This is a genomic window from Kamptonema animale CS-326 (genome assembly GCF_028330895.1).
In the GTDB taxonomy this organism is placed as follows: domain Bacteria; phylum Cyanobacteriota; class Cyanobacteriia; order Cyanobacteriales; family Microcoleaceae; genus Kamptonema; species Kamptonema formosum.
The window spans coordinates 38,089-61,119 of record NZ_JAQMUA010000020.1 but is presented as its reverse complement, the minus strand read 5'-3'; the positions used below and the strand labels follow the sequence as shown (position 1 = coordinate 61,119).

The 23,031-nt window shown below is 44.3% G+C and carries 18 protein-coding genes; 12 read left to right on the top strand and 6 right to left on the bottom strand.

Features of this window, described 5'->3' with window-relative positions; translation table 11 throughout:
- Nucleotides 1-19: 19 nt before the first annotated feature.
- A complete protein-coding gene (locus tag PN499_RS01650) occupies nt 20-2,728 on the top strand; it encodes a sulfotransferase (protein WP_272029850.1) in 2,709 nt (902 codons plus the stop codon).
- Here the strand turns inward: PN499_RS01650 and PN499_RS01645 are convergent.
- Both PN499_RS01645 and PN499_RS01640 read right to left on the bottom strand, forming a co-directional pair.
- Complete coding sequence (locus tag PN499_RS01645) at nt 2,714-2,863, bottom strand: hypothetical protein (RefSeq protein ID WP_272029847.1); 150 nt, start codon at nt 2,861-2,863, stop codon at nt 2,714-2,716. The two genes, PN499_RS01650 and PN499_RS01645, sit on opposite strands and share 15 nt — an antisense overlap.
- Nucleotides 2,864-2,876: 13 nt before the next feature.
- Nucleotides 2,877-3,956 (bottom strand): GGDEF domain-containing protein, encoded by a 1,080-nt coding sequence (locus tag PN499_RS01640; RefSeq protein ID WP_272029845.1) that lies wholly within the window; start codon nt 3,954-3,956, stop codon nt 2,877-2,879.
- 200 nt (nt 3,957-4,156) lie between these two features.
- On the opposite strand from PN499_RS01640, the gene PN499_RS01635 reads away from it, so the two are divergent.
- The 6 genes from PN499_RS01635 to PN499_RS01610 all read left to right on the top strand — a co-directional run bounded on the left by PN499_RS01635 (nt 4,157) and on the right by PN499_RS01610 (nt 11,606).
- Nucleotides 4,157-5,197, top strand: coding sequence for a permease (locus tag PN499_RS01635; protein ID WP_272029843.1), 1,041 nt, complete (start codon nt 4,157-4,159; stop codon nt 5,195-5,197).
- Between the two features lie 44 nt (nt 5,198-5,241).
- Nucleotides 5,242-6,054 (top strand): TIGR03943 family putative permease subunit, encoded by an 813-nt coding sequence (locus tag PN499_RS01630; protein WP_272029841.1) that lies wholly within the window; start codon nt 5,242-5,244, stop codon nt 6,052-6,054.
- Nucleotides 6,055-6,140: 86 nt separating this feature from the next.
- Nucleotides 6,141-7,721, top strand: coding sequence for a hypothetical protein (locus PN499_RS01625; RefSeq protein ID WP_272029839.1), 1,581 nt, complete (start codon nt 6,141-6,143; stop codon nt 7,719-7,721).
- A 157-nt stretch (nt 7,722-7,878) separates the two neighbouring features.
- Nucleotides 7,879-8,445, top strand: a complete 567-nt coding sequence (locus tag PN499_RS01620; protein ID WP_272029837.1) for a hypothetical protein — start codon at nt 7,879-7,881, stop codon at nt 8,443-8,445.
- A gap of 280 nt (nt 8,446-8,725) precedes the next feature.
- Nucleotides 8,726-10,072, top strand: a complete 1,347-nt coding sequence (locus PN499_RS01615; protein WP_272029835.1) for a sensor histidine kinase — start codon at nt 8,726-8,728, stop codon at nt 10,070-10,072.
- 148 nt (nt 10,073-10,220) lie between these two features.
- Nucleotides 10,221-11,606 carry a sensor histidine kinase gene (locus PN499_RS01610; RefSeq protein ID WP_272029883.1) on the top strand — a complete coding sequence of 462 codons (1,386 nt, stop codon included), beginning with the start codon at nt 10,221-10,223 and terminating at the stop codon, nt 11,604-11,606.
- Nucleotides 11,607-11,966: 360 nt separating this feature from the next.
- On the opposite strand, the gene PN499_RS01605 is transcribed toward PN499_RS01610, so the two are convergent.
- The gene (locus PN499_RS01605) at nt 11,967-12,371 is read right to left on the bottom strand and encodes an ExbD/TolR family protein (RefSeq protein WP_272029834.1); all 405 of its coding nucleotides are present in this window, start codon (nt 12,369-12,371) and stop codon (nt 11,967-11,969) included.
- Nucleotides 12,355-13,014 (bottom strand): MotA/TolQ/ExbB proton channel family protein, encoded by a 660-nt coding sequence (locus PN499_RS01600; RefSeq protein ID WP_272029832.1) that lies wholly within the window; start codon nt 13,012-13,014, stop codon nt 12,355-12,357. Before PN499_RS01600 ends, PN499_RS01605 begins: the two co-directional genes overlap by 17 nt.
- 599 nt (nt 13,015-13,613) lie before the next feature.
- Between PN499_RS01600 and PN499_RS01595 the strand changes: the two genes are divergently transcribed.
- The 4 genes from PN499_RS01595 to PN499_RS01580 all read left to right on the top strand — a co-directional run bounded on the left by PN499_RS01595 (nt 13,614) and on the right by PN499_RS01580 (nt 18,111).
- The gene (locus PN499_RS01595; RefSeq protein WP_272029830.1) at nt 13,614-15,215 is read left to right on the top strand and encodes a TonB family protein; all 1,602 of its coding nucleotides are present in this window, start codon (nt 13,614-13,616) and stop codon (nt 15,213-15,215) included.
- Nucleotides 15,216-15,316: 101 nt separating this feature from the next.
- Nucleotides 15,317-16,390, top strand: a complete 1,074-nt coding sequence (locus PN499_RS01590) for an MORN repeat-containing protein (protein ID WP_272029828.1) — start codon at nt 15,317-15,319, stop codon at nt 16,388-16,390.
- A gap of 149 nt (nt 16,391-16,539) precedes the next feature.
- Nucleotides 16,540-17,463: a histone deacetylase family protein gene (locus tag PN499_RS01585; protein WP_272029826.1), complete on the top strand. Its 924-nt coding sequence runs from the start codon at nt 16,540-16,542 to the stop codon at nt 17,461-17,463.
- A 285-nt stretch (nt 17,464-17,748) separates the two neighbouring features.
- The gene (locus tag PN499_RS01580; RefSeq protein ID WP_272029824.1) at nt 17,749-18,111 is read left to right on the top strand and encodes a ferredoxin-thioredoxin reductase catalytic domain-containing protein; all 363 of its coding nucleotides are present in this window, start codon (nt 17,749-17,751) and stop codon (nt 18,109-18,111) included.
- A 189-nt stretch (nt 18,112-18,300) separates the two neighbouring features.
- Here the strand turns inward: PN499_RS01580 and PN499_RS01575 are convergent, their stop codons facing one another.
- Nucleotides 18,301-20,121, bottom strand: coding sequence for an ATP-binding protein (locus PN499_RS01575; RefSeq protein WP_272029823.1), 1,821 nt, complete (start codon nt 20,119-20,121; stop codon nt 18,301-18,303).
- A gap of 256 nt (nt 20,122-20,377) precedes the next feature.
- Nucleotides 20,378-20,605 carry a type II toxin-antitoxin system CcdA family antitoxin gene (locus tag PN499_RS01570; protein WP_007358184.1) on the bottom strand — a complete coding sequence of 76 codons (228 nt, stop codon included), beginning with the start codon at nt 20,603-20,605 and terminating at the stop codon, nt 20,378-20,380.
- Between the two features lie 423 nt (nt 20,606-21,028).
- Here PN499_RS01570 and lepA point away from each other — a divergent pair, with 423 nt between their 5' ends.
- Nucleotides 21,029-22,840, top strand: a complete 1,812-nt coding sequence (gene lepA / locus PN499_RS01565) for a translation elongation factor 4 (RefSeq protein ID WP_272029822.1) — start codon at nt 21,029-21,031, stop codon at nt 22,838-22,840.
- The last annotated feature ends 191 nt before the right edge of the window (nt 22,841-23,031 follow it).

The window sequence follows — 23,031 nt, the reverse complement described above, 5'->3', positions numbered from 1 at the left end:
CGATACAACAGGAATTAATATGAAACGGATATTTTTAGTGGGTGCATCTCGCTCTGGGACTACTATTCTCCAAAGTTTGTTGGCGGCTCATCCTTCTATAATATCTTTTCCAGAAACGAAGTTTTTTCAATATTTATTATCACCATATGAAAATGCTATCTCTCTTGAAGAAGGATTGAAAAAGTTTTTTATTGACAAAATTAATGAGCCAAGATTTTTAAGTTATTTTAATACTAATCAGTCGGAATTAGAAAAGGCTAATACTTTGATAGCAGTTTTAGATACTTTAGCGATTGAACAGAATAAATCTATCTGGCTTGAAAAAACCCCTCAGCATATCTACTACATTGATTATTTAGAGAAATTATTGCCAGATGCTCTATTCATACACATTTTACGAAATGGTATGGATGTCATCGCCTCAATGTATGAGGCTACCAGAAAAGACTCTGGGCCTGATGCTTGGAGCAGTGAATGGAGTATAGATTTTTGCAGACAGCGCTGGCAAGAAGCAATATCAATTAGTTATAAGAATGCAAAAAAAAACAATCATATTTTAGTGAAATACGAGGACTTTGTAGAAAATCCTAGACTGACTTTATCAAATATTTGTGAATTTGCCCAGATTGAGTTTGATGATTTAATGCTAAGTCGCTATAAAGAAACATCTCAAAAATTAAGCTTGGGAGAGCCTTGGCATAAAGGGATAGAAAGAAATATTGAAAGAAGCAATTCTCACAAATATTATAGTGCTTTTAAGGAAAAAGAAATAGAAGATCTTATTAATAAAATTAGACCGCTAACCGATGAAATTTCCCAGAAAGAACGGGTGGAGATAACACGCTCGATCGTTGATATCTTTGCACCTTTATCATTTGAGCGCCTCCTTTGTCGTGTGGAAATGGAGGGAGAATATCTGGGAAATATCGAATTGCCATTCTGCGATGGGGTAGTAAGCCGCTTTGTTTTGGCGGATGCGATCGCGACTAAATTTTATTTGCCAATTCTCCATCGCTTTTTCGAGACAAAAATTGGGAAAAACCAGATAAAAGTTATAGATTCCTTGACCCAAAACCAACAATCAAAAAAGGTTTGGCAAGTCTTTTTACAGGATATTTGCGGACAAGCGGAATGGTCACTAGAAAACTTCTACAACCCAGAGCTTTTTGAAGCCGCGATCGCGAAACATATTGACACAAAATTATTGACAATTGAGCTGAGCGAACCACTGAAAAATATAGAAATTTCGCTACCAGAAATTGATGTATTGTTAACAGTGGGTGGTGTACCGATTGGTATAGTTACTGTCCCGGTCAAGGAAAATTCGATCTCGGCGCAAACTTTACGCACAACTTTGATTAAAGCTAGTGGTTTTGAACTTTGCCGGGTTTGCGTGCGAGAGGTTTTATTAGGTAAACCTTTGAATGATTCGACATCTTTGCGATCGCACCTAGTTGAATTAGCCAAAACTAGAACACGCTTCCCCGACTGGTTAAATGCTGCTGATTCTAATGGAATTTACCCCAGAAATAGTTTCTTATTGGGTAGAAATTTAGGAAGAATAGGAAGCAGTACCAACAGGAGAGCAACTTTACCAATGGGGATGGTGACAGAATTGACTCAACTATGGGAAACCACTGGTTCGCCGATATTAACTAATTCTACTGAGGAGAAGTTGGAGCGAGTTATTTATGCACCAGAACTGTTGTTGCCAAAGTCCCCAACTTCGATCGACTCTCCTGAATTTCAGCCTTCTCAAGATGTTAATAAAATCGAATCTAACATTGGGGGAAAATTGCTCGGCGCTTTTGCTTTGGCTAATTTTCCTGGGAAGTTTAGGTTGTTACAGCTTAATTTAAAGTGCCATTTGGAACCTCTGACAAACCGACAACTTTATAAGGGATTAGCTCAATTTACTGCCAGGAACTTAGATAACAGTAACAGCAGTTTGGCTACGAGGGCAACTGCAAAAATGCCAATTTTAAGGTATCGCCATGTTTGCCCACAATTAGAGGGGGCAACAGTTGGCTACAATGTTACTCCCGATAATTTTGAAAAACAGTTGCAGTATTTATCCGAAAATAACTTTTATTCTGCGGTATGGGAAGATTGGGAGAAATCGACAACAACTGGTACTCTGTTACCTGGAAAACCTATATTAATTACTTTTGATGGTGGCTATCTCGACTTTTTTAACTATGCTTGGCCTTTGCTAAAACGTTACGGTTTTAACGCTACAGTGTTGTTGGTGGCTGAGAGAATTGGTACTACAAATAGCTGGGAACGCGCAGATAGTCCAGAAGTGCCACTGTTAGGATGGCCGGAAATTTGTCAACTGAGAGATGAAGGAGTTGAGTTTGGTTCTTTGGGTGCAACTTATCAGCCTTTGAGCTTGCTGTCGCCTACAGAAATAGTACAGGAAGCTGTGCGATCGCGCTCTATACTGGAACAGGGGTTAGGAAGGTCTGTGAAAACTTTTGCCTATCCCTACGGAGATTTCGATCCAGTTGTTCAGCATTTAATCGGAGCCTGCGGTTATACTTATGGCTTATCCTGTTTATCAGGGATAAATGGTTTAAACGATCGTCTATTGGCATTGCGACGGATTGACTTAATGGGTTCTGATAGTTTGTCCGACTTTGCCACTCAGCTCAGTTATAAGTTGCCAATTGTCAGCAGGATTTACCGTCGCGCTTCTGAATTTGTTCGGCACTTAGCTGGGCATTGAAATATTCAATAATAGGGATATTATTTTATCGAGCAGAAAGTAGATGCGATTTCCCTGATATCTAGCAACCGCCACAACTTTTAGGACATTCTCGATCGCCCCAACCCTTTCTCCGATCGCATTTTCCTCCTGCATCCTGCTATAGTTACTAACTCCAAGGCAAACTGAGGACAACGCGATCGCGCCCCTGTTTTTTGGCTTGATAGAGAGCGCAGTCAGCAGCAGCAATCAACTTTTCCGGGGAACATAGGTAACTTCCCCCATTTTCATCATCAGGAACAGTGCAAGCAACGCCTAAACTTAAACTCACACACTCGCAGGCTGGGGAACCTTGATGAACGATCGCCATTGCTTTCAGGCGCGATCGGATATCCTCCGCCACCAGCAGGGCCGCGCTAGCATCAGTATTGGGTAGAACGATCGCAAATTCCTCACCTCCGTAGCGGGCCACCAAATCTGACGGAGAGCGTGTAGCTTGACTGATAGCAAGGGCTACAGCCTTCAAGCAATCATCTCCCTGTTGATGGCCGTAGGTGTCGTTGTAGAGCTTAAAATAGTCAACATCAGCCATAATTAGTGCCAGTGGCGATCGCACTCTCGCCATTTGCAACCACTCTTGGCGAAGGTATTCATCAAATCTGCGCCGATTCGCCACTTGGGTAAGGCCATCTAAACAAGCTTGGCGCTGTAATTGTTTATAAACTTCATCCAACTCTTGGTAAGCTTGATTGAGCAACTGAGTAGCCAGAGCGTGAATTTGCGACTGAGCAATCAGTAATTCATGGACATCCAAGAGCCGATAATTTTGCGGAGATAACTCAACCACAATCGGCTCATAAAGTAGTTCCGGCGATCGCTCCAAAGACTGACGGGCTGCATCTACAATTAAACTATCTCCCCGTAACAGCAACATATCCCTACAGGCAAAGCGATAGAGAGATTTTAGAGGTCGCTTTAAAAACAATTCCAACCCGTAAGGGCGACTGAGATATTCCAAAAATCGCCGCCGCGAAATCATCCCCAATAAGTTACCTCCTTCTGTTAAAATAACTCCTGGGATCAAAGGATTAGCTTCCAGCCTCTCAGTCACAATTTGTCCGCGATCGGAAGATTCAACCTGAAAATCCCAAAGCGATAGATGTTCGAGGGTGGAATCTAAAAGCAGATTCGGGGGAAAAGTTTCCCACATTGGCGGGACAGACAACTGAGCAGAGGGCAAACTTGGCATAAAATTTTATCGCCTTAAAACTGATGGTGTATAAAACTAAAATTATTCCAACCACCAACATTTTATAGATTTATAACTAATGAATTAAGACTCGGAAATCACGATAATATATTTTTAACCTCACCTTAACTTCGCGCTTTACTTGCTATGATTCAAAAAGTGTTTGCCCATCGCGGCCGCAATTTCTAGATAGGTGAGAGATGCAATCCACGCTGACAAATCAGTTAAACAGTGCTTTCACCCTTTTTCTCAGCTTGTTAGTAGAGGCCATGCCTTTTCTACTACTGGGAGTCTTATTCTCAGGTTTGCTCCTGTGGTTCATTGACGAGCGCAAACTTCTATCATACATCCCCCGCCACCCACTGTTAGGGGCTCTCGTCGGCAGTTTAATTGGCTTTTTGTTTCCTGTTTGCGAATGCGGGAATGTACCAGTAGCGCGGCGATTGTTGATGCAGGGAGTCCCCACCCCAGTCGCGATCGGGTTTTTATTGGCAGCTCCCACCATCAATCCTATTGTCATTTGGGCCACTTGGACAGCATTTCGCGATCAGCCGGAGATAGTAGTGCTGCGGGTAGTATTTTCCTTGACAATAGCCACAACTATCGGTTGGGTATTTAGCGTACAGCCAGATTTTCGACCCATGCTGCAACCCGCGATCGCCCGCGCTTTACCCAAACTAGAACCCTATCCCTCCGAAAAAGAGCTAGTAGAGGCCCAAACTTCCCCTTTATTGCGATCGGGGACATTCTTTTTGGGTCAACCCGGAGGGCCCGTGCGCCTAGAATCTGTATTGGAAGAAAAAGCAGCTTCGCCTTTTTTCCGCCGTCCCTCCAAAGAGCGGTTGTATCTACTGCTAGATAGCATGGTACAGGAATTGCGCGAGTTAGGAGGAGTGTTGATAATTGGTAGCGCGATCGCCGCCGCCATTCAAGTCGCAGCACCCCGCGAACTCATCCTCAGCCTTGGTCAAGGCCCAATCTCCTCCATAGTAGCCATGCTACTATTAGCCACAGTCGTATCAATTTGTTCCACCGTTGATTCCTTTTTTGCGCTATCCTTTGCTTCAACCTTTACCAGTGGATCGCTACTAGCTTTTTTAGTTTTTGGCCCAATGATTGACCTCAAAGGCATTGGCTTAATGTTGTCAATCTTTCAGCCGCGAGCTGTGATTTACTTAATCGTACTAGCCGCTCAATTGACATTTTTGCTCACCCTTGCTGTTAATTTGCATATTAGTTAACTGTTAACCGTTAACAGTTAACCGTTAACCGTTAACAATTACCAATGACTGCTAGACTCTCACCACCTTCACTATTGCGACGCAGTGGCCCTTGGCTAGATGCCTTAGCCATCTTAGCCTGGGGAATCTTGCTGCTAAAATATTGGATTACTGGCAAATTAAACATTCTGATCCATCCCAATTACTTTGGCCTAACTTTAGCAGCAGGAATAGGCTTAATTGTCGTTGGCAGTCTTAAAATCTACGAACTTTTCCAGATTGAGGAACGCAAAAAGATTTTGCGCCAAGTGCCGGGAATTGATTCTCCCAGAATAGAAGAAATTCAACACATTACTCTATTTCCTCCTGGTTGGGGCAGTATATTACTATTAAGCGTGGCATTGATTGGCTTCATCATCACCCCGCGAACATTTAGCAGCCAAACAGCTTTAGAACGAGGGATTACTGAATCCTTACCAGTCACACGAATGCAGCCTCAAGAATTTCGCAACGCCGCCAAACCAGAACAAAGATCGCTCATAGAATGGGTAAGACTGTTAAATTTTAATCCAGAACCAGACTCATATACAGGTCAAAAAGTTAAAGTTCAAGGATTCGTAATTCATCCCCCTTCCTTGTCAAAGGAATACATCTGGGTTGCCCGTTTTGTGATTACCTGTTGCGCCGCTGATGCCTACCCTATAGGATTGCCAGTTAAACTGCAACCAGGACAAGATCGAGCGTCATTTCCAGCAGATAGCTGGCTAGAGATTGAAGGAGAAATGAGTACAGAAGAATTAGGAGGAAAGCGTAAATTGATTATCTTGGCATCCTCTCTCAAGCCAATTCCAGAACCTAAAAATCCCTATGATTATTAGTTAACTGTTAACTGTTAACTGTTAACTGTTAGTTGCCGATTTCCCTAACCACTAACCACTAACCACTAACCACTAACAATTACCAAATGATTGATTTCAAGTCAAAGATCGAAAATTTAAAATGGGTTCAGCCCCTAGATCGCCTTGCCATTGGCATGATGATAGGGCTGAGTCTATTAATAGGAATATTACTGCTTAGCGGCGACAGTACAGCAGCACAAGTTAGAGATTTTAGCTGGCAGGGAAAACAAATCGGTGCCGAAGATACGGGTTTTATCCTTACATTTAATCGTCCGATGAATCATCCCAGCGTCGAGGCGAATTTGCGCCTCGATCCGCCTCTTCCCGGCAAATTTAGCTGGGCTGGCCGTCGCATGGCTTACACTTTAATAGAACCAGCCCCTTATGGAACTACCTACAGCTTACAACTACAAGGAGCAACGGACAAATTTCACGCTGAAAACACACAAACAAATCCGTCACCAACGCCACCTAAAAAACGACGGGGATTTATTCAACCCTTCACAGGCTTCTTTCGTAGCCGAGATCGTGCCTTTGTTTACATCGGCGTTAAAGGAGAAGAAGAAGGGAAATTAATGCTAGTTAATCTCACAAGTAACCCGAAACCAATCGCCCTCACTCCTAAAGATTTAGTAGTGATGGATTTTAAACCCTATCCCAACGGCGATCGCATTTTATTTTCTGCTACAGACCGTTCAGCCGCAAGTTTTGGCGGTACTCTAGAACAAGAACTATATACAGTAACTACAGGGATTCATCCGCTTTCACCGGGAACAGAGATCGCCTCACCTGAACCAGTAGGAAGAATAGATAAAGTTTTAGACTCTAAAGAATACCAAAACCTCAAGTTTGACCTCTCTGCCGATGGTAAAATAATAGTAATTCAGCGAGTGAATCGCAGCAATCCGACTGGAGATTATAGCCCTTGGATTTTGGAGGAAGGTCAAAAACCCAAACGTTTAGAAAATCAACAAGGTGGAGATTTTATTATTAGGCCGGACAATAAATCGATGGTAATTTCCCAAAAGCAAGGATTAGCCATCGTCCCCCTGAAACCCGAAGCAGATCCCGTAGAATTTTTACCAAATTTTGAGCAAGTCTTAGGCATGGCCCCAGACAATTCAGCGGCCGCCTATGTTAAGTACAATACTGACTATACGCGATCGCTTTTCCTGTTGACAAACCAAGGCGAGGAACAAGAAATTATCCGCATTCCTGGCAGTATTCTCAGCGTCCAATTTGACCCTAGAACTGGTCAAAATGCTCAAGTTAGACGCTTATATTGTCTATTGGCAGAACGCCTGAAAACTGAAGAGTACAAAGAACAACCTTTCATTGCAGCGATTGACCTGATACAGGAGAAAGGCCGTTTAGTTGGGACAATCAAACCGCTGCTAATTTTACCGAATCAGAGAGATATTCAAATGAGTTTATCTCCTGACGGCTTGGTTTTAGTATTTGACCAGTCGGTGACGGCGGGAAATTCTACAAAAGCAGATAGTCCCCGCAGTCAAGGCGGAGAAGCGATCGCAACTAGCCGCCTTTGGCTGTTACCATTAGTTGACATACCCCCAGACGGTTCTCAGTCAAAGCTACAACCAGAAGAACTACCTTTTCCCGGATATCATCCCCGCTGGCTACCCTAATCCCAAGGAAGAAGGGGAGAGGGGGAGCAGGGGAGCAGGGGGGAGATGGGTAATTAGCGATTAGCCATTAGCGATTAGCCATTAGCAATTAGCGATTAGCCATTAGCCATTAGCAATTAGCCATTACCAATTACCAATTACCCATTACCAAATTAAGATGACTCCTGAAGAAATTACCAATACTCTTAAAAAATTATTTGGTGAAGCCGTAGAAGCTATAGCCTGGAATTCTTGGCAAGTAGAAACTGCTAATTTTCGGCTGTTAGTCTTGCTATCTGACGATGGAAGTTGGCTGCGGATCTTAATACCAATTGTTTCTGTTGCTGAAGCTCAACCTTTTCTGGAACAACTACTCGAAGCTAACTTCGATCGCACGCTAGAAACTCGCTATGCCATCCACCAAAATGTCTTGTGGGGAGTTTTTCAGCACAATTGCCAGAGTCTTACTATTGCTGATTTTTCTTCTGCTGCCACACAATTGCTATCTCTGCATCAGCAAGGAGTGGCAGACTTTTGGAATGAGTTGATTGAAAGCCGCATCCGTCAAATCATTCAGGCCGCTAAGCGTCAAGGACAGTCTATCCAAACTACTCTTCAAACTTTAGAGCGTTTCTATGCAGAGGGGTTGATGGGTGAGATGCAGCAGGGGTCAGAATCCCGCGAACAAACTCTAGCAGTATGGCGGAGGCAGTTGGAACATTTATGGCCAGAGGTAGAACCCTAAAAAGCTGTTTGGGGAGGAAAATTAAAAAATAATCAACTCAAACAAGTATAATAAGGCTATACTCAAACTGTCAACCATCTTCAGATATATTTTCAGGAAATAGCATCAAAATATCGTGGGTAAAAGAACCTATTTACCCACTCTTCGATGTGTTGCTAGTCAAACCTGCATATAAAAATAACAACTCTTTAGCTAAGACCAGCTTAAATTTTATTGACAAGTAAAAATTGTGAGTTACTAACTTGCAGATCTCAAGACAAAACTTAAGGGAGGTATATTTATGAGGGCGTTGGATGAGTTGGGCTCTGAATTATTAGTTTTACCGATACCGGAAGTTGGTACTCGGAACCTATCTTTAGAATCAACCCTCCAAGACTTGCCGCTCTACGACTTTCAGATAGAATTTACTCAGTCAGCAAAAGAACTTGCTCAAGCGTTTGAAGCACATCCCCTGCTCCCAGGAGTTATTTTAACTGAACAGAGTCATTTTGCAGGCATGATTTCCCGTCGGTTCTTTTTTGAAAAAATCAGCCGCCGCTACGGGATAGAAATGTTTTTCAAGCGACCCATTGAGATTTTATACCGCTTTTCGAGCCATGATATTTTAATTCTTCCCGGCAATACCTTAATTGTAGAAGCAACACAGCAATCATTGCAGAGAGCAGCGGAATTACTTTACGATCCGATTGTGGTTGAAATCGCGCCTCAGAACTACAGAATTTTAGATATACACCAATTACTTGTCGCTCAGTCAAAAATTCACGAATTGACAAGTCTGCTGCTCCAGAAACAAACTCAAGCTAAAATTATCCAAACTGAAAAAATGGCGAATTTAGGGCGGATGGTAGCTGGCGTGGCTCACGAAATTAGGAATCCGCTTAACTGTATTTGGGGGAACTTAAGCTTTTTAATTTCCTATTTTGAGAGCCTGATGCAGTTGTTATCAGCTTACGAAGAAGAAATAGCCGAGCCACCTGCAAAAATAGAGACAGTTAAAGAAGAGATAGAATTTGAATGGTTAAAAGAAGACTTGCCTTTAACTTTAGAAGGAATCCAAATTGGTTCAGAGCAACTGCTCAAGGTTGTAAATGGATTGCACAACTTCTCTCACATGGATGAAACAAAACGCAGAGAAGCTAACATTCATGAATGTATCGATACCACACTTCTGATCCTGAAAAGCCGCCTCAGAAATGCGGTGAAAGTCGTGAAAGAATACGGGTTTCTGCCCCCGATTAACTGTTACTCAGGTCAATTAAGCCAAGTATTTATGAACTTGCTTGTCAACGCCCTCGACGCTCTAGCAGAACACGCATCTGAGCAAGAATTAAAGGCAGAATGCAGCGAAAATTGGCAGCCTAAGATCGAGATTATTACAGAAACCTTAGAGATTGAGAGTGCTAGCTGGGCAGCGATTCGGATTAGCGATAACGGGCCCGGCATTCCCGTAGAGATTCAGGAGCGGATATTTGATAACTTTTTCACCACGAAACCTATGGGCAAAGGCAGCGGTTTGGGACTGGCAATTAGCCATCAAATTGTCACGGAAAAACACAGCGGTAGACTGAATTTGCGATCGCAACCAGGCAAAGGCACAGAATTTGAAATCTTGCTACCAGTAGTTTGAGCTTCACCCTTACCAAAGCTTTAACAAAATTGGGCCTAATCCAAAATTGAAAATCCAACATCTAAAAAAGAACTGAAATGATACGCTAAGTTGGTAGCAAATTCTATCTGCCCAATCCTTGAAGCGTCTGCTTTCGCGCCAAGCCAGAATGTTTGTGGGAAATATATTAGATTCAAAATCGTCTGGGCCATCCCTATCCGAAGTGAGCAACCAAGACCTCTCTCTGGAGTCCACTCTCCGGGATTTACCCCTTTACCATTTTCAGGTACTATCAACCTGTTTGGGAGTAACTGTTACTGAGATCTTTGAAAAATATCCTCTTCTGCCTGGAGTCATCTTGACAGAAGAGGGCGAATTTGTGGGGATGATGTCGCGGCGGCGACTGCTAGAGTACCTGCTCAAACCCCAGGCACTAGAGTTGTTTTTAAACTTGCCCTTGAAAGTCCTCTACAGTTACGCTCGCACGGAGATGCTAGTTCTGCCAGAGAGTACAACCATTTTAATTGCAGCACAGCAGGCCTTTAGGCGATCGCCAGAATTACAGGGAGAACCAATCATCACTGTACAGTCGGAATCGAAATCTTACCGATTATTAGACGTTCATGCTTTAAATATTGCCTACTGGCAAATTCGAGGCATCGAAACTCAAGTGCGATACGAACGCGCCCAAGCTCAAATGATTCAAAGTGAGAAAATGGCAAGTTTGGGGCGTTTAGTAGATGGCGTAGCACACGCAATTTTAGATCCAGTTGGTTTTATTTGGGGTAATTTAACTTACGTCACAGGTTACAGCGAGAATTTAATAGAGTTGCTATCTGCTTACGAAGCCCTTTGGCCCGAGATTCCCGAAGAAATTTGCCAACTAAAGCAAGAAATAGAATTTGATTTTTTACAAAAAGATTTGCCGCGAACTATTGGTAGTATTAGATCGGGAGCGGAACGCCTGACTAAATTAGCAACAAGTTTGCAAAACTTTTGCCATATAGACGAAGTACATCCCAAACCCGCTGACTTGCACGCGGTCATTGACGGGATTGTTTTGCTATTAAAAAGCCGACTAACAGGGGAAATAGAAGTAGTAAAAAATTATGGATACTTACCACCAGTGCCTTGTTATGCAGGACAGCTAAACCAAGTGTTCATGAATATTTTGACTAACGCCATCAACGCCTTGATTAATGAAGCTGTTAGTCAGGAATTGGCGAAAGAATTTAGAGGTGTAGCGCTCAAAGACCCAGCTCATAAACCCAGAATTGAAATTACCACAGAAGTTTGTTCCCCAGAGCCACCAGTGGATGCAGAAAGACCATTGCTGCGTTGGGTTTCTATTCGTATTGCTGACAATGGGCCTGGGATGTCTTCAGGGAAACAGCAGAGAATTCTACAATCCTTTTCTACAGAAAAACGCGCTGAGAAAGAGACAAGTCTAGCCGTAAGCTATCAAATTGTCACGGCTAAGCATGGTGGGAGATTCAGGATGCGATCGCAACTTGGTATTGGTACTGAATTTGAAATTCTATTACCCTTGGTATGACCGCATCTCTGAGCTAACCTCCCAATCCCTTCCCACCTCTTTCTGCCGTCTCCTTTTAGGAGGGAGAAAAGGAATAAATTTGTTATTGGGAAGAATAGAAATATGTCGATTCCAAAAACTATGACGACGACGTATTCGCCGACATTCGTTAAAAGATACCAACCTTGATTCTCCTGTTTTTCCCGATATTTACGTCGCCAATAAGCAGCAATATCAAAAGTTCCCAATCCTTTTTGTTGGGTAAATTTTACGTCCTACTTAGGAATGGAAAATAAATAAGGTGACTAATTGAGCAATAGTTTACCTTGGTGGATCAAGGCTCCTGGGGTTTAATTGTGCAAGTTATTTATTTTTCATTCCTTAAGACCTCACAGTAGCAATCCCTAGTTTCACCCCTTTAATTCGACGCAATCTATCCATTACTTCCACAACATTACCGTGGGCGATACTTTTATCAGCATTCAACACAACTAACTGACTCTGATTCTTCCCCATAATCTGCCGCACTGCACTTTCTAGATCGTCTAATCTAACTGCCTTTTTATCAACTGATAACTTGCCTTTAGCATCAACTGTAACGGTGATTTTAGACGGGGCTTGCTGAGACATAGAAGTTGCAGCTTGCGGTAAATTTACTGGCAGGCCTTCGGATTTGGACAAGTATAGCGAAGAAATGATGAAAAAGGTCAAAATAGCAAAGACCACATCAATCATCGGCACGATATTAATCTGGGGTATATTATCTGGTTCATCGGGTAGACGCATAAGTTTTTTCTCCGCGTTTTTGTTCGTAGTAATGACGATAAAGTAACTCTAATTGACCGCAAGATTCTTGAATCAAAGCCATTTGTTCTAAGTAAAAACCACGAAACATATTGGCAAATACAAGGGTAAAGATTGCTACTACTAACCCCATTGCTGTAGAGACGAGTGCTTCGCTAATACCAGCAGTCACACCTGATGTGCTGGTACCACCGACATCACCCAATTTGAGGGAGGCAAAAGTAGCAATTAACCCCAAAACTGTTCCTAGCAATCCAAAAAGTGGAGCCAGGCTAATAACTGTGTCAAATATTGTATTGAAGCGCTTTAATACAGGTATTTCAGCTTGAGCCGCACTTTCGAGAGCTAAGCGAAATTCTTCGGCGTTTGGATCTTCTAATGAAAGTGCTTCTAAAAAGATTCTGGAGATCGGCAGATCGGCGTTAACCCGCAGTTTTTCGATCGCACCATCCGGGTTTTGGCGATAGAGTTGTAAGACATCCCGTACCATTCGGTTTTGTCGCCGTTTGACGCGGAACCAAAAGGCAAGACGTTCTAAGATCAGTGCTACTGCTGCAATTGAAGAGGCGAACAGGGGCCAGGCAACGATACCCGCAGCACGAAAAAGATTAATAAAATTATCCATTGCTTTTGCTTTGTACTTTGTTGAGATTTGTTGAGCGATCGCAGGCTGCTTAGTCCAGCAAAAAGTTACTCCAGTTTTAGAGTTGGGTGAAATGCTTGCTCTAGGAGTTAAGTATCGTATATTACTTAAAAACTTTTCTCAACTACATTTTCATAGACTGCAATAAATGTCAAGCTGGCGATCGCCAGCTTGATTAAAATATTTTATTTATATGCCATTAAAATATAAGTTTTATATAACTAATCCCCTGTAAACAGAGCTGAGCAATGAATGATTTTATTAATGTAGCTAACAGTCTAGAGGTCGAAAACTTATGCAGAAATGCCCGCAACTCGCTTTCTCAGCCACTATCCCCTAAATCTCCTGCCTGTTTAAAGTGAGTGTGGGGAGAATTAAAAATTTAGGTCAGGGTACGTCAGTCTTGATTGATAAATGCTAAATAATATCAAGAGTGCTTGAGAAAAGTGACCGCTTTCCGATAGAATTTATAAGTTCCTAGTTAAGAGCGAACTCAACCACTCTTGGTTAGTCTTTTCCGGTTAGATGCGATCGTTTAACCAAGAATTTGCCCAACCCTGCATATAGGAGAGCCATAAGGCATGACTTTTTCCAACGTTTCCACAGTACAAAGAGAACAACAAGAAGCGGATCTGAAGAAATTTTTGGCATTGAGCCTTTTAGGCTCAACCGTTCTGCACGGTGTTGTTTTACCCTTGAGCCTTAATTTGGTCAAGCCAAATGAATTTGCAGAAGAACCCATTGAATTTGTTTTAGTTGAGGAGCCCGAAGTAGTTCCGGAAAAGGTCGTCCAAACGGTCACACCTGCTCCGCCAGAGCCACAAATTGAGCCAGAACCGCCGCAGGTACCAGAGCCGGAAATTAAACCAGAACCGCCAGAGGTACCAGCGCCAGAAATTAAGCCAGAACCGCCATCAATACCAGCACCAGAGCCGGAAATTCAGCCAGCGCCGCCATCAATACCAGCACCAGAGCCGGAAATTAGCCCAGTACCGCCATCGATACCAGCACCAGAGCCGGAAATTAACCCAATACCGCTACAGGCCCAAGCACCAGAGGCGGAAATTCAGCCAGCAGCTCAAAAAGCTTCACCCTTAGAGCCTGAAAACTCTAGCCCACCGCCCATTGAGCAACCAGCCCCATCACCACCAATCATTTCCACCCGTCCAGGAGCGAGTAAGAATAGAGACGATTTTCTCCCTGATGTGGAAACATCGGACACTTCCAACAGCTCATCAAGTAAAAGTGGAGAGTTTGAGGAACCCTCCTCCGAACCATTCAATAATGCCGGTGAACCCTTGCCAAAGCCCTCTTCTAATTCACCAGCGATCGCCAACCGTCCAGGAGGAAGTAACAATAGAGGCGATTTTCTGCCAGATGTGGGCAACCCGAACCCTTCCAGCAGCTCATCAAGTGGGAGTGGAGACTTTGACGCACCTGCTTCTGATCCCTTGAATAATGGGGGGGGCCCCTTAAGATCGCCTTCTTCCAACTCACCAGTCACCACCACTCGTCCTGGTAGTAGCAGTAACTCTGGCAATAGTTTGGGCGATCTGGGAAATCCAGGTGGTTCTGGAATCCCTGGAGGCAGTAACATTCTCACCTCAGAAGGTGGGAACGGAGATGGGGAAATAGGTTCTTCAGAACCATTTGGTAGCGGTTCGGGAGCAATGGGGCGATCGCCCTCTTCCAATTCACCAGCGATCGCCAACCGTCCAGGGAGAGGTAACAACACAGGCGATTTTCTTCCCGGTGCTGGTGGAAACTCTAGCGGTTCTGGAATTCCTGGAGGAGGAGGAGCCAACAACTCAGGTTTAGGTGGAGATGGTACTGGCTCCTCCTCACCCTTTGGCAACGGTTCTGGAGCGATCGCCAGAGCCGGAAAGCCAGGATCGTCAGGAGGTTCATCGCGTCGCTCCGGCCCCCCAGCGGGAACTTGCATCCGCTGTGGCAAACCTGGATATCCGAGCCAAGCCAGAAAAGAAGGACGGGAAGGCCAAGTGCAGGTCAAGTTCGATCTCGACCCAGAGGGAAATTCATTTAATATCGAGATTCTGCGTTCTAGCGGTCATGATGACTTCGATCGAGCCGCAATTGAAACTGTAAAAGATTGGAAATTTTCTGCCTCAGACAGCGGCCTTCGGGGAAAAACAGCATCAATTTTATTTCGCCTCAATGATTGATGATTCCCATAAAAACTAAATAATTGTGCTTTAAAAGTCAGAAACAAATAGATACAAAATTAGGCTAATTTTAGGAGTTTTTTACAGTTATGAAGTTGGGAATGTCTGTAATCAAGTTAAATACCATTCAACAGTTGGGAATCGCCCTATTGCTAGGCTCTAGCTTATCAATAGCAGAGTTTTTTACAGTCCCTAGTAAGGCAATAGCGGGAGTCGTAACCTTACCCGATGGCAGCCGTTGCGAAGGTGAATTGAACGAAGGTAGGCTCAGCGGCCCTGGCCTGTGCCAATATGCTAATGGCGATCGATATGAGGGACAGTTTATTAATGGCAAACCTCACGGTAAAGGTATTTATACTTTTAAAGAAGAAGGGCGTTACGACGGTGAATTTGCTGAGGGAGAATTTAATGGCAAAGGCATCCGTGAATTTCCCAACGGCAACCGTTATGAAGGAGAATTTAAAAATGGTGCCTTCGAGGGCAGTGGTATTTTTACTTCTACCAATGGCAACCGTTATGAAGGCTCATTTGCTAGTGGTTCTCCTACAGGTAAAGGGGCATTTACACTCAGTAATGGCACCCGTTGTGAAGGAGAGATAAAAGACGGCAAAATTAACGGTAAAGGTGTCTGTAATTATGCTAATGGCCACCAATATGAAGGTGAAATGGTTGATGGCAAACCCCAAGGTCAGGGGATATTCACTTTTAAAGAAGGGGGGCGTTATCAAGGAATGTTCAGCAATGGCGATTTCAATGGAGAAGGGGTGAGAGAATTCGCCAATGGTAATACTTATAAAGGCAGTTTTGTCAACGGGCAACCAGAAGGTCAGGGACTTCTGACTTTTGCTAAAGGAGGAAGTTATCAAGGAGAATTTAAAAGTGGAAAAATAACGGGTAAAGGCGTTTATACCTTCGCCAATGGCAACCGTTATGAAGGAGAGTTTGCTGATGGAAAAATGAATGGGAAGGGTACTTATGTGTTTGCCAATGGCGATCGCTGCGAAGGGGAATTTCGCGATGGTCAGTTTAACGGCAAAGGTTTCTGTGTTTACGCTAATGGCGATCGCTACGAAGGAGAATTTCTCAACGGCCAAAAGCACGGTCAAGGTTCCTACCGTTATGCCGATGGCACTCGTGTTGAAGGAAATTGGCAACAAGGAAAGTTACAAAATTAACCTTTCCCCCTTCAGCAATTACGAATCTTAGTATTTGGTGTTTTTGAGGTCACTCGATTGTCAAAGCGGGTTATCATACGGATCAGTCGAGTATGACAATAACTCGTTCTGGCTATTAGTTGCCTCTGGTACAAAACTCCAAACTGTCTATGCTACCTGTCATCTACTCTGAGGATTTTTTGCTGCACAAGACTGGTATGCTTCACCCAGAGCGGCCAGAACGTCTAAGTGCGATCGTGGAATCTCTTAAAGTTGCACCTTGGGCTGCTGAGCTTGATTGGCAGTTACCCACACCTGTTGAAAAACGTAGTGAGGTATTAACTGCGATTCTCAAAAAGATTCACTCGCAGAAATACATTCACGAAGTAGAGCACCTAGCACAACGGGGAGGTGGCTACTTGGATGGCGACACGCCAGTTTCCGCAGATAGTTATGATGTGGCATTGCTAGCAATTAGTGCTTGGTTGGATGGTGCCGATCGCGCCTTAGCCAGTGGTGAACCAGCTTTCGTGCTAGCAAGGCCGCCCGGACACCATGCTGAAAGAGAGCGTGGCATGGGTTTTTGTTTGTTTTCTAATGCTGCGATCGCTGCTCATTACGCCCTCGAACAACCAGGAATTAACCGAGTAGCCATCCTCGACTGGGACGTGCATCACGGTAACGGTACCCAGTCCCTAGTTGAAAATAATCGCCAAATCGCTTTCTGTTCCCTGCACCAATCTCCCTGCTATCCGGGAACTGGCTATGGAGACGAACGCGGAGCCTATGACAATGTACTCAACCTTCCGATGTATCCTGGTAGCGGCATCACCGAGTACCGCACCGCCTTTGAATCTCAAGTTATGCCATTTTTATCGAAATTTAAGCCCGATTTGTTGATTGTCAGCGCTGGCTACGACGGCAATGCCGCCGATCCCTTGGCGAGTATTACCCTTCTGCCTTCGGATTATGGGGTGTTCACAGACTACTGCCTTAAAATTACCCGCCGCATTTCCTTTGGGCTAGAAGGGGGTTATGCCCTTAAAGAGTTAGCTGAGTCAGTAACGGCAACTATTGCCCGGTGTTTGCTCTAGGATTCGGCACTCAAGACTTTTGGTGAGTAGCGATCGCAACTATAGCGAATAGGCTAGCTATTTAATATTGCGGCACGATATTCAACAGACGTGATAAAGTTAACATACCATACAAAACACTCTGGACTTTAGCTACGAAACGGTTGAAATCCCACAACCCACGTCATGCCTTTGGGTATCGTCAGGGGTAAAAAATTGGCAGCTAAAAGCGTGAATTAAAAGATATAGCAACCGCTAAAGTGATTAAGACTTTCTTACTTGCTCAAACGATCTACCATCTAAACTATGAAAACAACAGAAAATACCAAGCTCTCCAACGAAAAAACTCTGGAGGCGATGAAGAATTTCTCCGAAACCTATGCTAAACGCACTGGCACTTACTTCTGTGTGGAACCTTCTGTCACCGCTGTAGTCATTGAAGGACTCGCGAAACACAAAGACGAACTCGGTGCCCCCTTATGTCCCTGTCGCCACTACGACGATAAAGAAGCAGAAGTAAAAGCTGCATACTGGAATTGCCCTTGCATTCCCATGCGCGAACGTAAGGAATGCCACTGTATGCTGTTTTTGACAGCAGACAACGATTTTGCCGGCGAAATTCAGGAAATTGCTATGGAACAACTTCAAGCAGTCAGAGAGAGTATGTAATCGGGGCGAAGTATTCCGGCGAAAATTTCTAGCCGTAACGCTGCCAGAAAATTAAAAGTTAAAAATAAAATTCATCAGTTTTAATTTTGTATTTTTAATTTTTAATTGCTAGATCTTAGCGGTCAAGTCACCGCTAAGATGGCGGCGTTAAGAAGCATCCTGCGTCAGTTTTGCTAATTAAGTTAAGTTTTAATCTAGACTAAAAAAGTTAATAGTTTCAGCAGATTGCGTAGAAACCATGACTGGTTCTTGATATAGTGGCACGGTAAATGTTACCGTCGATCCCAAGCCTTCTCCCATGCTATAAAAATTCACCGTCCCTCTCATAGCTTCTACCAATTTTTGGGAAATTGCTAAACCTAAACCCGTACCGCCATATTGCCTAGTACGATCGCCGTCTACTTGGAAGAAAGACTGAAACAGTTTATCTTGTTTGTCCAAAGAAACTCCAATTCCTGTATCCGCCACTCTAAATTTTACCATGCCTGGTAGTTCCCGATTCTGAATAACTATCTTTCTCTTAATTAATTCCAGACTGATACTAATTCCCCCTTCATGGGTAAATTTAATCGCATTTCCCACTAGATTTAACATCACTTGGAGCAGGCGCTGGTAGTTGCCATATACAATAATTTCATCTTGAGTTGCAGGCTTTTGGATTTTAAAATTTAACTGCTTTTGTTGCAACTGAGCCTGGGTAAAATTTTCTACTTCCTGCAACAGTTCATTAATTTTAATAGGAGTAAGTTCTAACTCCATTTTCCCGGCTTCAATCTTGGCAATATCCAAAACGTCGTTGATGAGATTGAGTAGGTGCAACGCTGAACGGTAAGCTTCTTGAATAAATTGATGTTCTTCCTCTGGATCGTCTGCCATACCATCCATTACTAACTTGAGAAAGCCAAGCATTCCATTTAGAGGAGTGCGGAGTTCATGGGAAGTATTGGCTAGAAACTGGCTTTTGAGTTGGGATAAAGCCACAGCTTCAGCACGAGCTTGTTCTAATTCTTGATAGAGAGTAGCGTGGGCGATCGCAGTCCCCACTTGCACCGCTAACTCCCGCACAAACTCTACCTCAACGGCGCTCCATCGGCGGACAGTATTACACTGGTGCAAGCAAATCAAAGCATTGGGTTGGTCTTGATAGGAGGTAGCTGCTACCAGCGCCGAATAGCGCTCAAAGGGGTCTTTAGTATCAGGAGTGCGCTCCACTGCTACTGGTTCTAAAGTCGCTAAAGCCTGACTCCACCCAGCCTGATCTGCCTCTGAGAGTTCTAAACCCAGCATCGAAGAGTAAGCTTCTTGGCAATATTCAGCTACTACCTTAAATTTAGGATTGAGTTCTGAGAAATCGGAATTTTCTTCTTTATAAGAACAAATAATGCAGCGCGTGACTCCCAAAACTTGCCCTAAACTGTTAACAGTTTGCTGCCAAATAGTTCTTAAATCCAGAGTTCGGCGGATATTCTGAGCAATTTGGGAGAGCATTTTATGATACAACTCAGAACTGGGAGGGAGCGTGCGGCGGATACTCCCAGCAATTTGAATCAGCATTTTTTGGTGCAAATCCAAGTTTGAGGCTAAAGCGGGATAGGCGATCAATTCTTGAGAATTAACGGCTTGAGCGTTCAGTTTATGAGGTAACAGTCGGCCCATAACTAGGACTTTGGTTGCTTTGCCATTAGCTGTTAGCACCGGACTAATTACTAGGTCGAAGGGAAAATACTCCTCTGCGTAGGCAAAGGGATAGCTGAATCGCTCTGGCATTTGACCGTCGAGGGCGCGGCGTACTCGGTCAAGGTAAGGCGCGATCGCTACTGGCCCAAAAGTTTCGCTCATCTGGCAACCTACGATCTTTTCCGGGTTCAGTTTGTAATTCTCAGCTTGTTGCCAGTAAAAAGGTAGATATTTGCCAGAAGCATCCTGGGTAAATACTAACTCTGCCCCTAATTCTTGCAAAAAGTCGGGAGAGGCTAAGCTCGAAAGCTGGAAATCAGCATCAGAGTTCATCAGAATTACCACTGGAAACTGCAAGGGGAGGGGAGCGGAGGAGATGGGGAGCGGGGGGGCGCGGGAGCGGGGGAGATGGGGAGGATGGGGAGGATAGGGGAGATGGGGAGAATTTTGCTTTTCTTGTGCGTTAGCATTCAGCTAATGTCTTCAACCTTCTCTCCTAGAGTAATAAATCCTTTTGCCTTCTCAGTCCCGTCTGCCCCCCTGCCCCTCTGCCCCTCTGCTCCCCTGCTCCCATCTCCTTCATTCTGCATCAATCGTTCCATTCGCCGCGCGGGGGGATGGGGGGGTTGCGCCGAAGACTCAAGGCTAGCTCATCTTCGCGGCGTTCGCCTCTGAGCCACTGGCGAATCGCAGTCTCTATCACCTTGCTGGGGTCATTTGTGAGGTGCTTAATTTGATCTAATAGTTCAGAATCTAAGTGGACAGACACTTCCACCTTGTCGGCTGAACTGTGGGGGGGGATGGTTTGCTCGTTCATATAAATGCTCCAAAATGGAAACCCATCGCCTTTAGGGGTGGGAGTGTCAGAATCGCGAAATCCTTAACAAGGAAGAAGTATTTTTGTTGAAGTTCCTAATAGAAACTTACGGGTTTTTCTTTTTAAGGAATGTATAATTTGCCGCTAAAAAGGGATTTATGGCTATTAAAAACAGATATTTTTTGTACCACATCTCCTCCCCAATTCCAATGATACCATCAAATTAGGTGCCTTTTGTCAAGCGTTGGTAATTCCTGACATCTGCTGTTGAGCGATCGCCCAACCTTAAAGGGGAACTTTTTAAGGAAGCGGCTTGACCAACATCCTAAACACCTTCTGTAGAATAGAAAGGAAGGAAGGATTGCAAGTGTTTCGCCTCTGCGTGTGTAATGATACAACAAAAAGCATCCATTCCCGGCTCCTATGACTAGCGTCCCTGTTTCTCGCATTCGCAACTTTTCAATCATCGCTCACATCGACCACGGGAAGTCTACTTTGGCCGATCGCCTGTTGCAGGCGACTGGGACGGTGGGCGATCGGGAGATGAAAGAGCAATTTTTAGACTCGATGGATCTCGAACGGGAGCGCGGCATTACGATTAAGCTGCAAGCGGCTCGGATGAATTACACTGCGAAGGATGGTCAGCAGTACGTGCTGAATTTAATTGATACTCCCGGGCACGTAGATTTTTCCTACGAGGTGTCGCGAAGTCTCGCCGCCTGCGAAGGTGCCCTGTTGGTGGTAGATGCTTCTCAAGGTGTGGAAGCACAAACTTTGGCAAATGTCTATCTGGCTCTGGAAAATAATTTAGAAATTATCCCGGTTTTGAATAAAATTGACCTGCCGGGGGCGGAACCAGATCGGGTAAAAAGCGAAATTGAAGAAATTATTGGCTTAGACTGTTCTGGGGCGATTCCAGCTTCGGCTAAAGAGGGGATTGGCATTGACGAGATTTTGGAGTCGATTGTCCGTCTAGTACCGCCGCCGCAGGATACTGTATCCAAACCTTTACGCGCCCTGATTTTTGACAGTTATTACGACAGCTATCGCGGGGTGATTGTCTATTTTCGGGTGATGGATGGGACGGTGAAAAAAGGCGATCGCATTCACCTGATGGCCTCGGAAAAAGAATACGAAATCGACGAGTTAGGCATCCTTTCCCCCACCCAAGTCCAGGTAGACGAACTCCATGCTGGCGAAGTGGGCTACATCGCCGCCGCCATTAGAGCCGTAGCCGATGCCCGCGTGGGCGATACAATTACGCTGGCAAAAAATAAGGCCTCCGAACCTTGGCCTGGTTACACTGAGGCCAAGCCGATGGTATTTTGCGGCTTATTTCCCATCGATGCAGATCAATTTCCCGACTTGCGAGAAGCTTTGGAAAAGCTGAAACTCAACGATGCGGCCTTGGCTTACGAACCAGAAACATCAAGTGCAATGGGTTTTGGCTTCCGCTGCGGCTTTTTGGGCTTGCTGCACATGGAAATCGTGCAGGAACGGTTAGAGCGTGAATATAATCTGAATTTAATCGTTACGGCTCCTTCTGTGGTCTATCAAGTGACGACGATTAAAGGGGAAGTCGTGATGATCGATAACCCCAGCCACTTGCCCGACCCTCAGTTACGCCAGAAAATAGAGGAACCCTACGTTCAAGTAGAAATGATCGCGCCAGAGACTTACGTAGGGGCGCTAATGGAGTTAAGCCAGAACCGCCGAGGCGTGTTTAAGGACATGAAATATCTCGCTAAGGGGCGGACAACTTTAACTTACGAGTTGCCTTTAGCCGAGGTAGTGACAGACTTTTTTGACCAGATGAAGTCGCGATCGCGCGGCTATGCCAGCATGGAATATCACATCATCGGCTACCGCGAAAATCCTCTGGTAAAACTGGACATTCTAATTAACGCCGAGCCCGTTGATGCCTTAGCAATGATCGTTCACCGGGACAAAGCTTACAATGTAGGCCGAGGAATGACAGAAAAACTCAAGGAATTAATTCCCCGTCACCAGTTTAAGGTTCCCATTCAAGCTTCTATTGGCAGTAAAGTCATCGCCAGCGAACACATTCCCGCCTTGCGTAAAGATGTTCTCGCCAAATGTTACGGCGGTGATATCTCCCGTAAGAAAAAACTCTTACAGAAACAGGCGAAAGGTAAAAAGCGCATGAAATCTGTCGGGACAGTGGATGTCCCCCAAGAGGCTTTCATGGCAGTGTTACGGCTGGATCAGCCATAATCTTGATTGGTTACAATAATGAAGATTTGATAAATTCTGCGTTGCGAACATTGTTTCAGCCGTAGTCTTTGTTATTTTGGAGCAAGGATAGAACTTACATAAAAAAAGCTTACACAAAAAAACTTGAAGAAACCGGGTTCTAATTACCCTGTTTCTTAAAGAAAATCAGCTTTTGTGTAAGTCCTATCTAA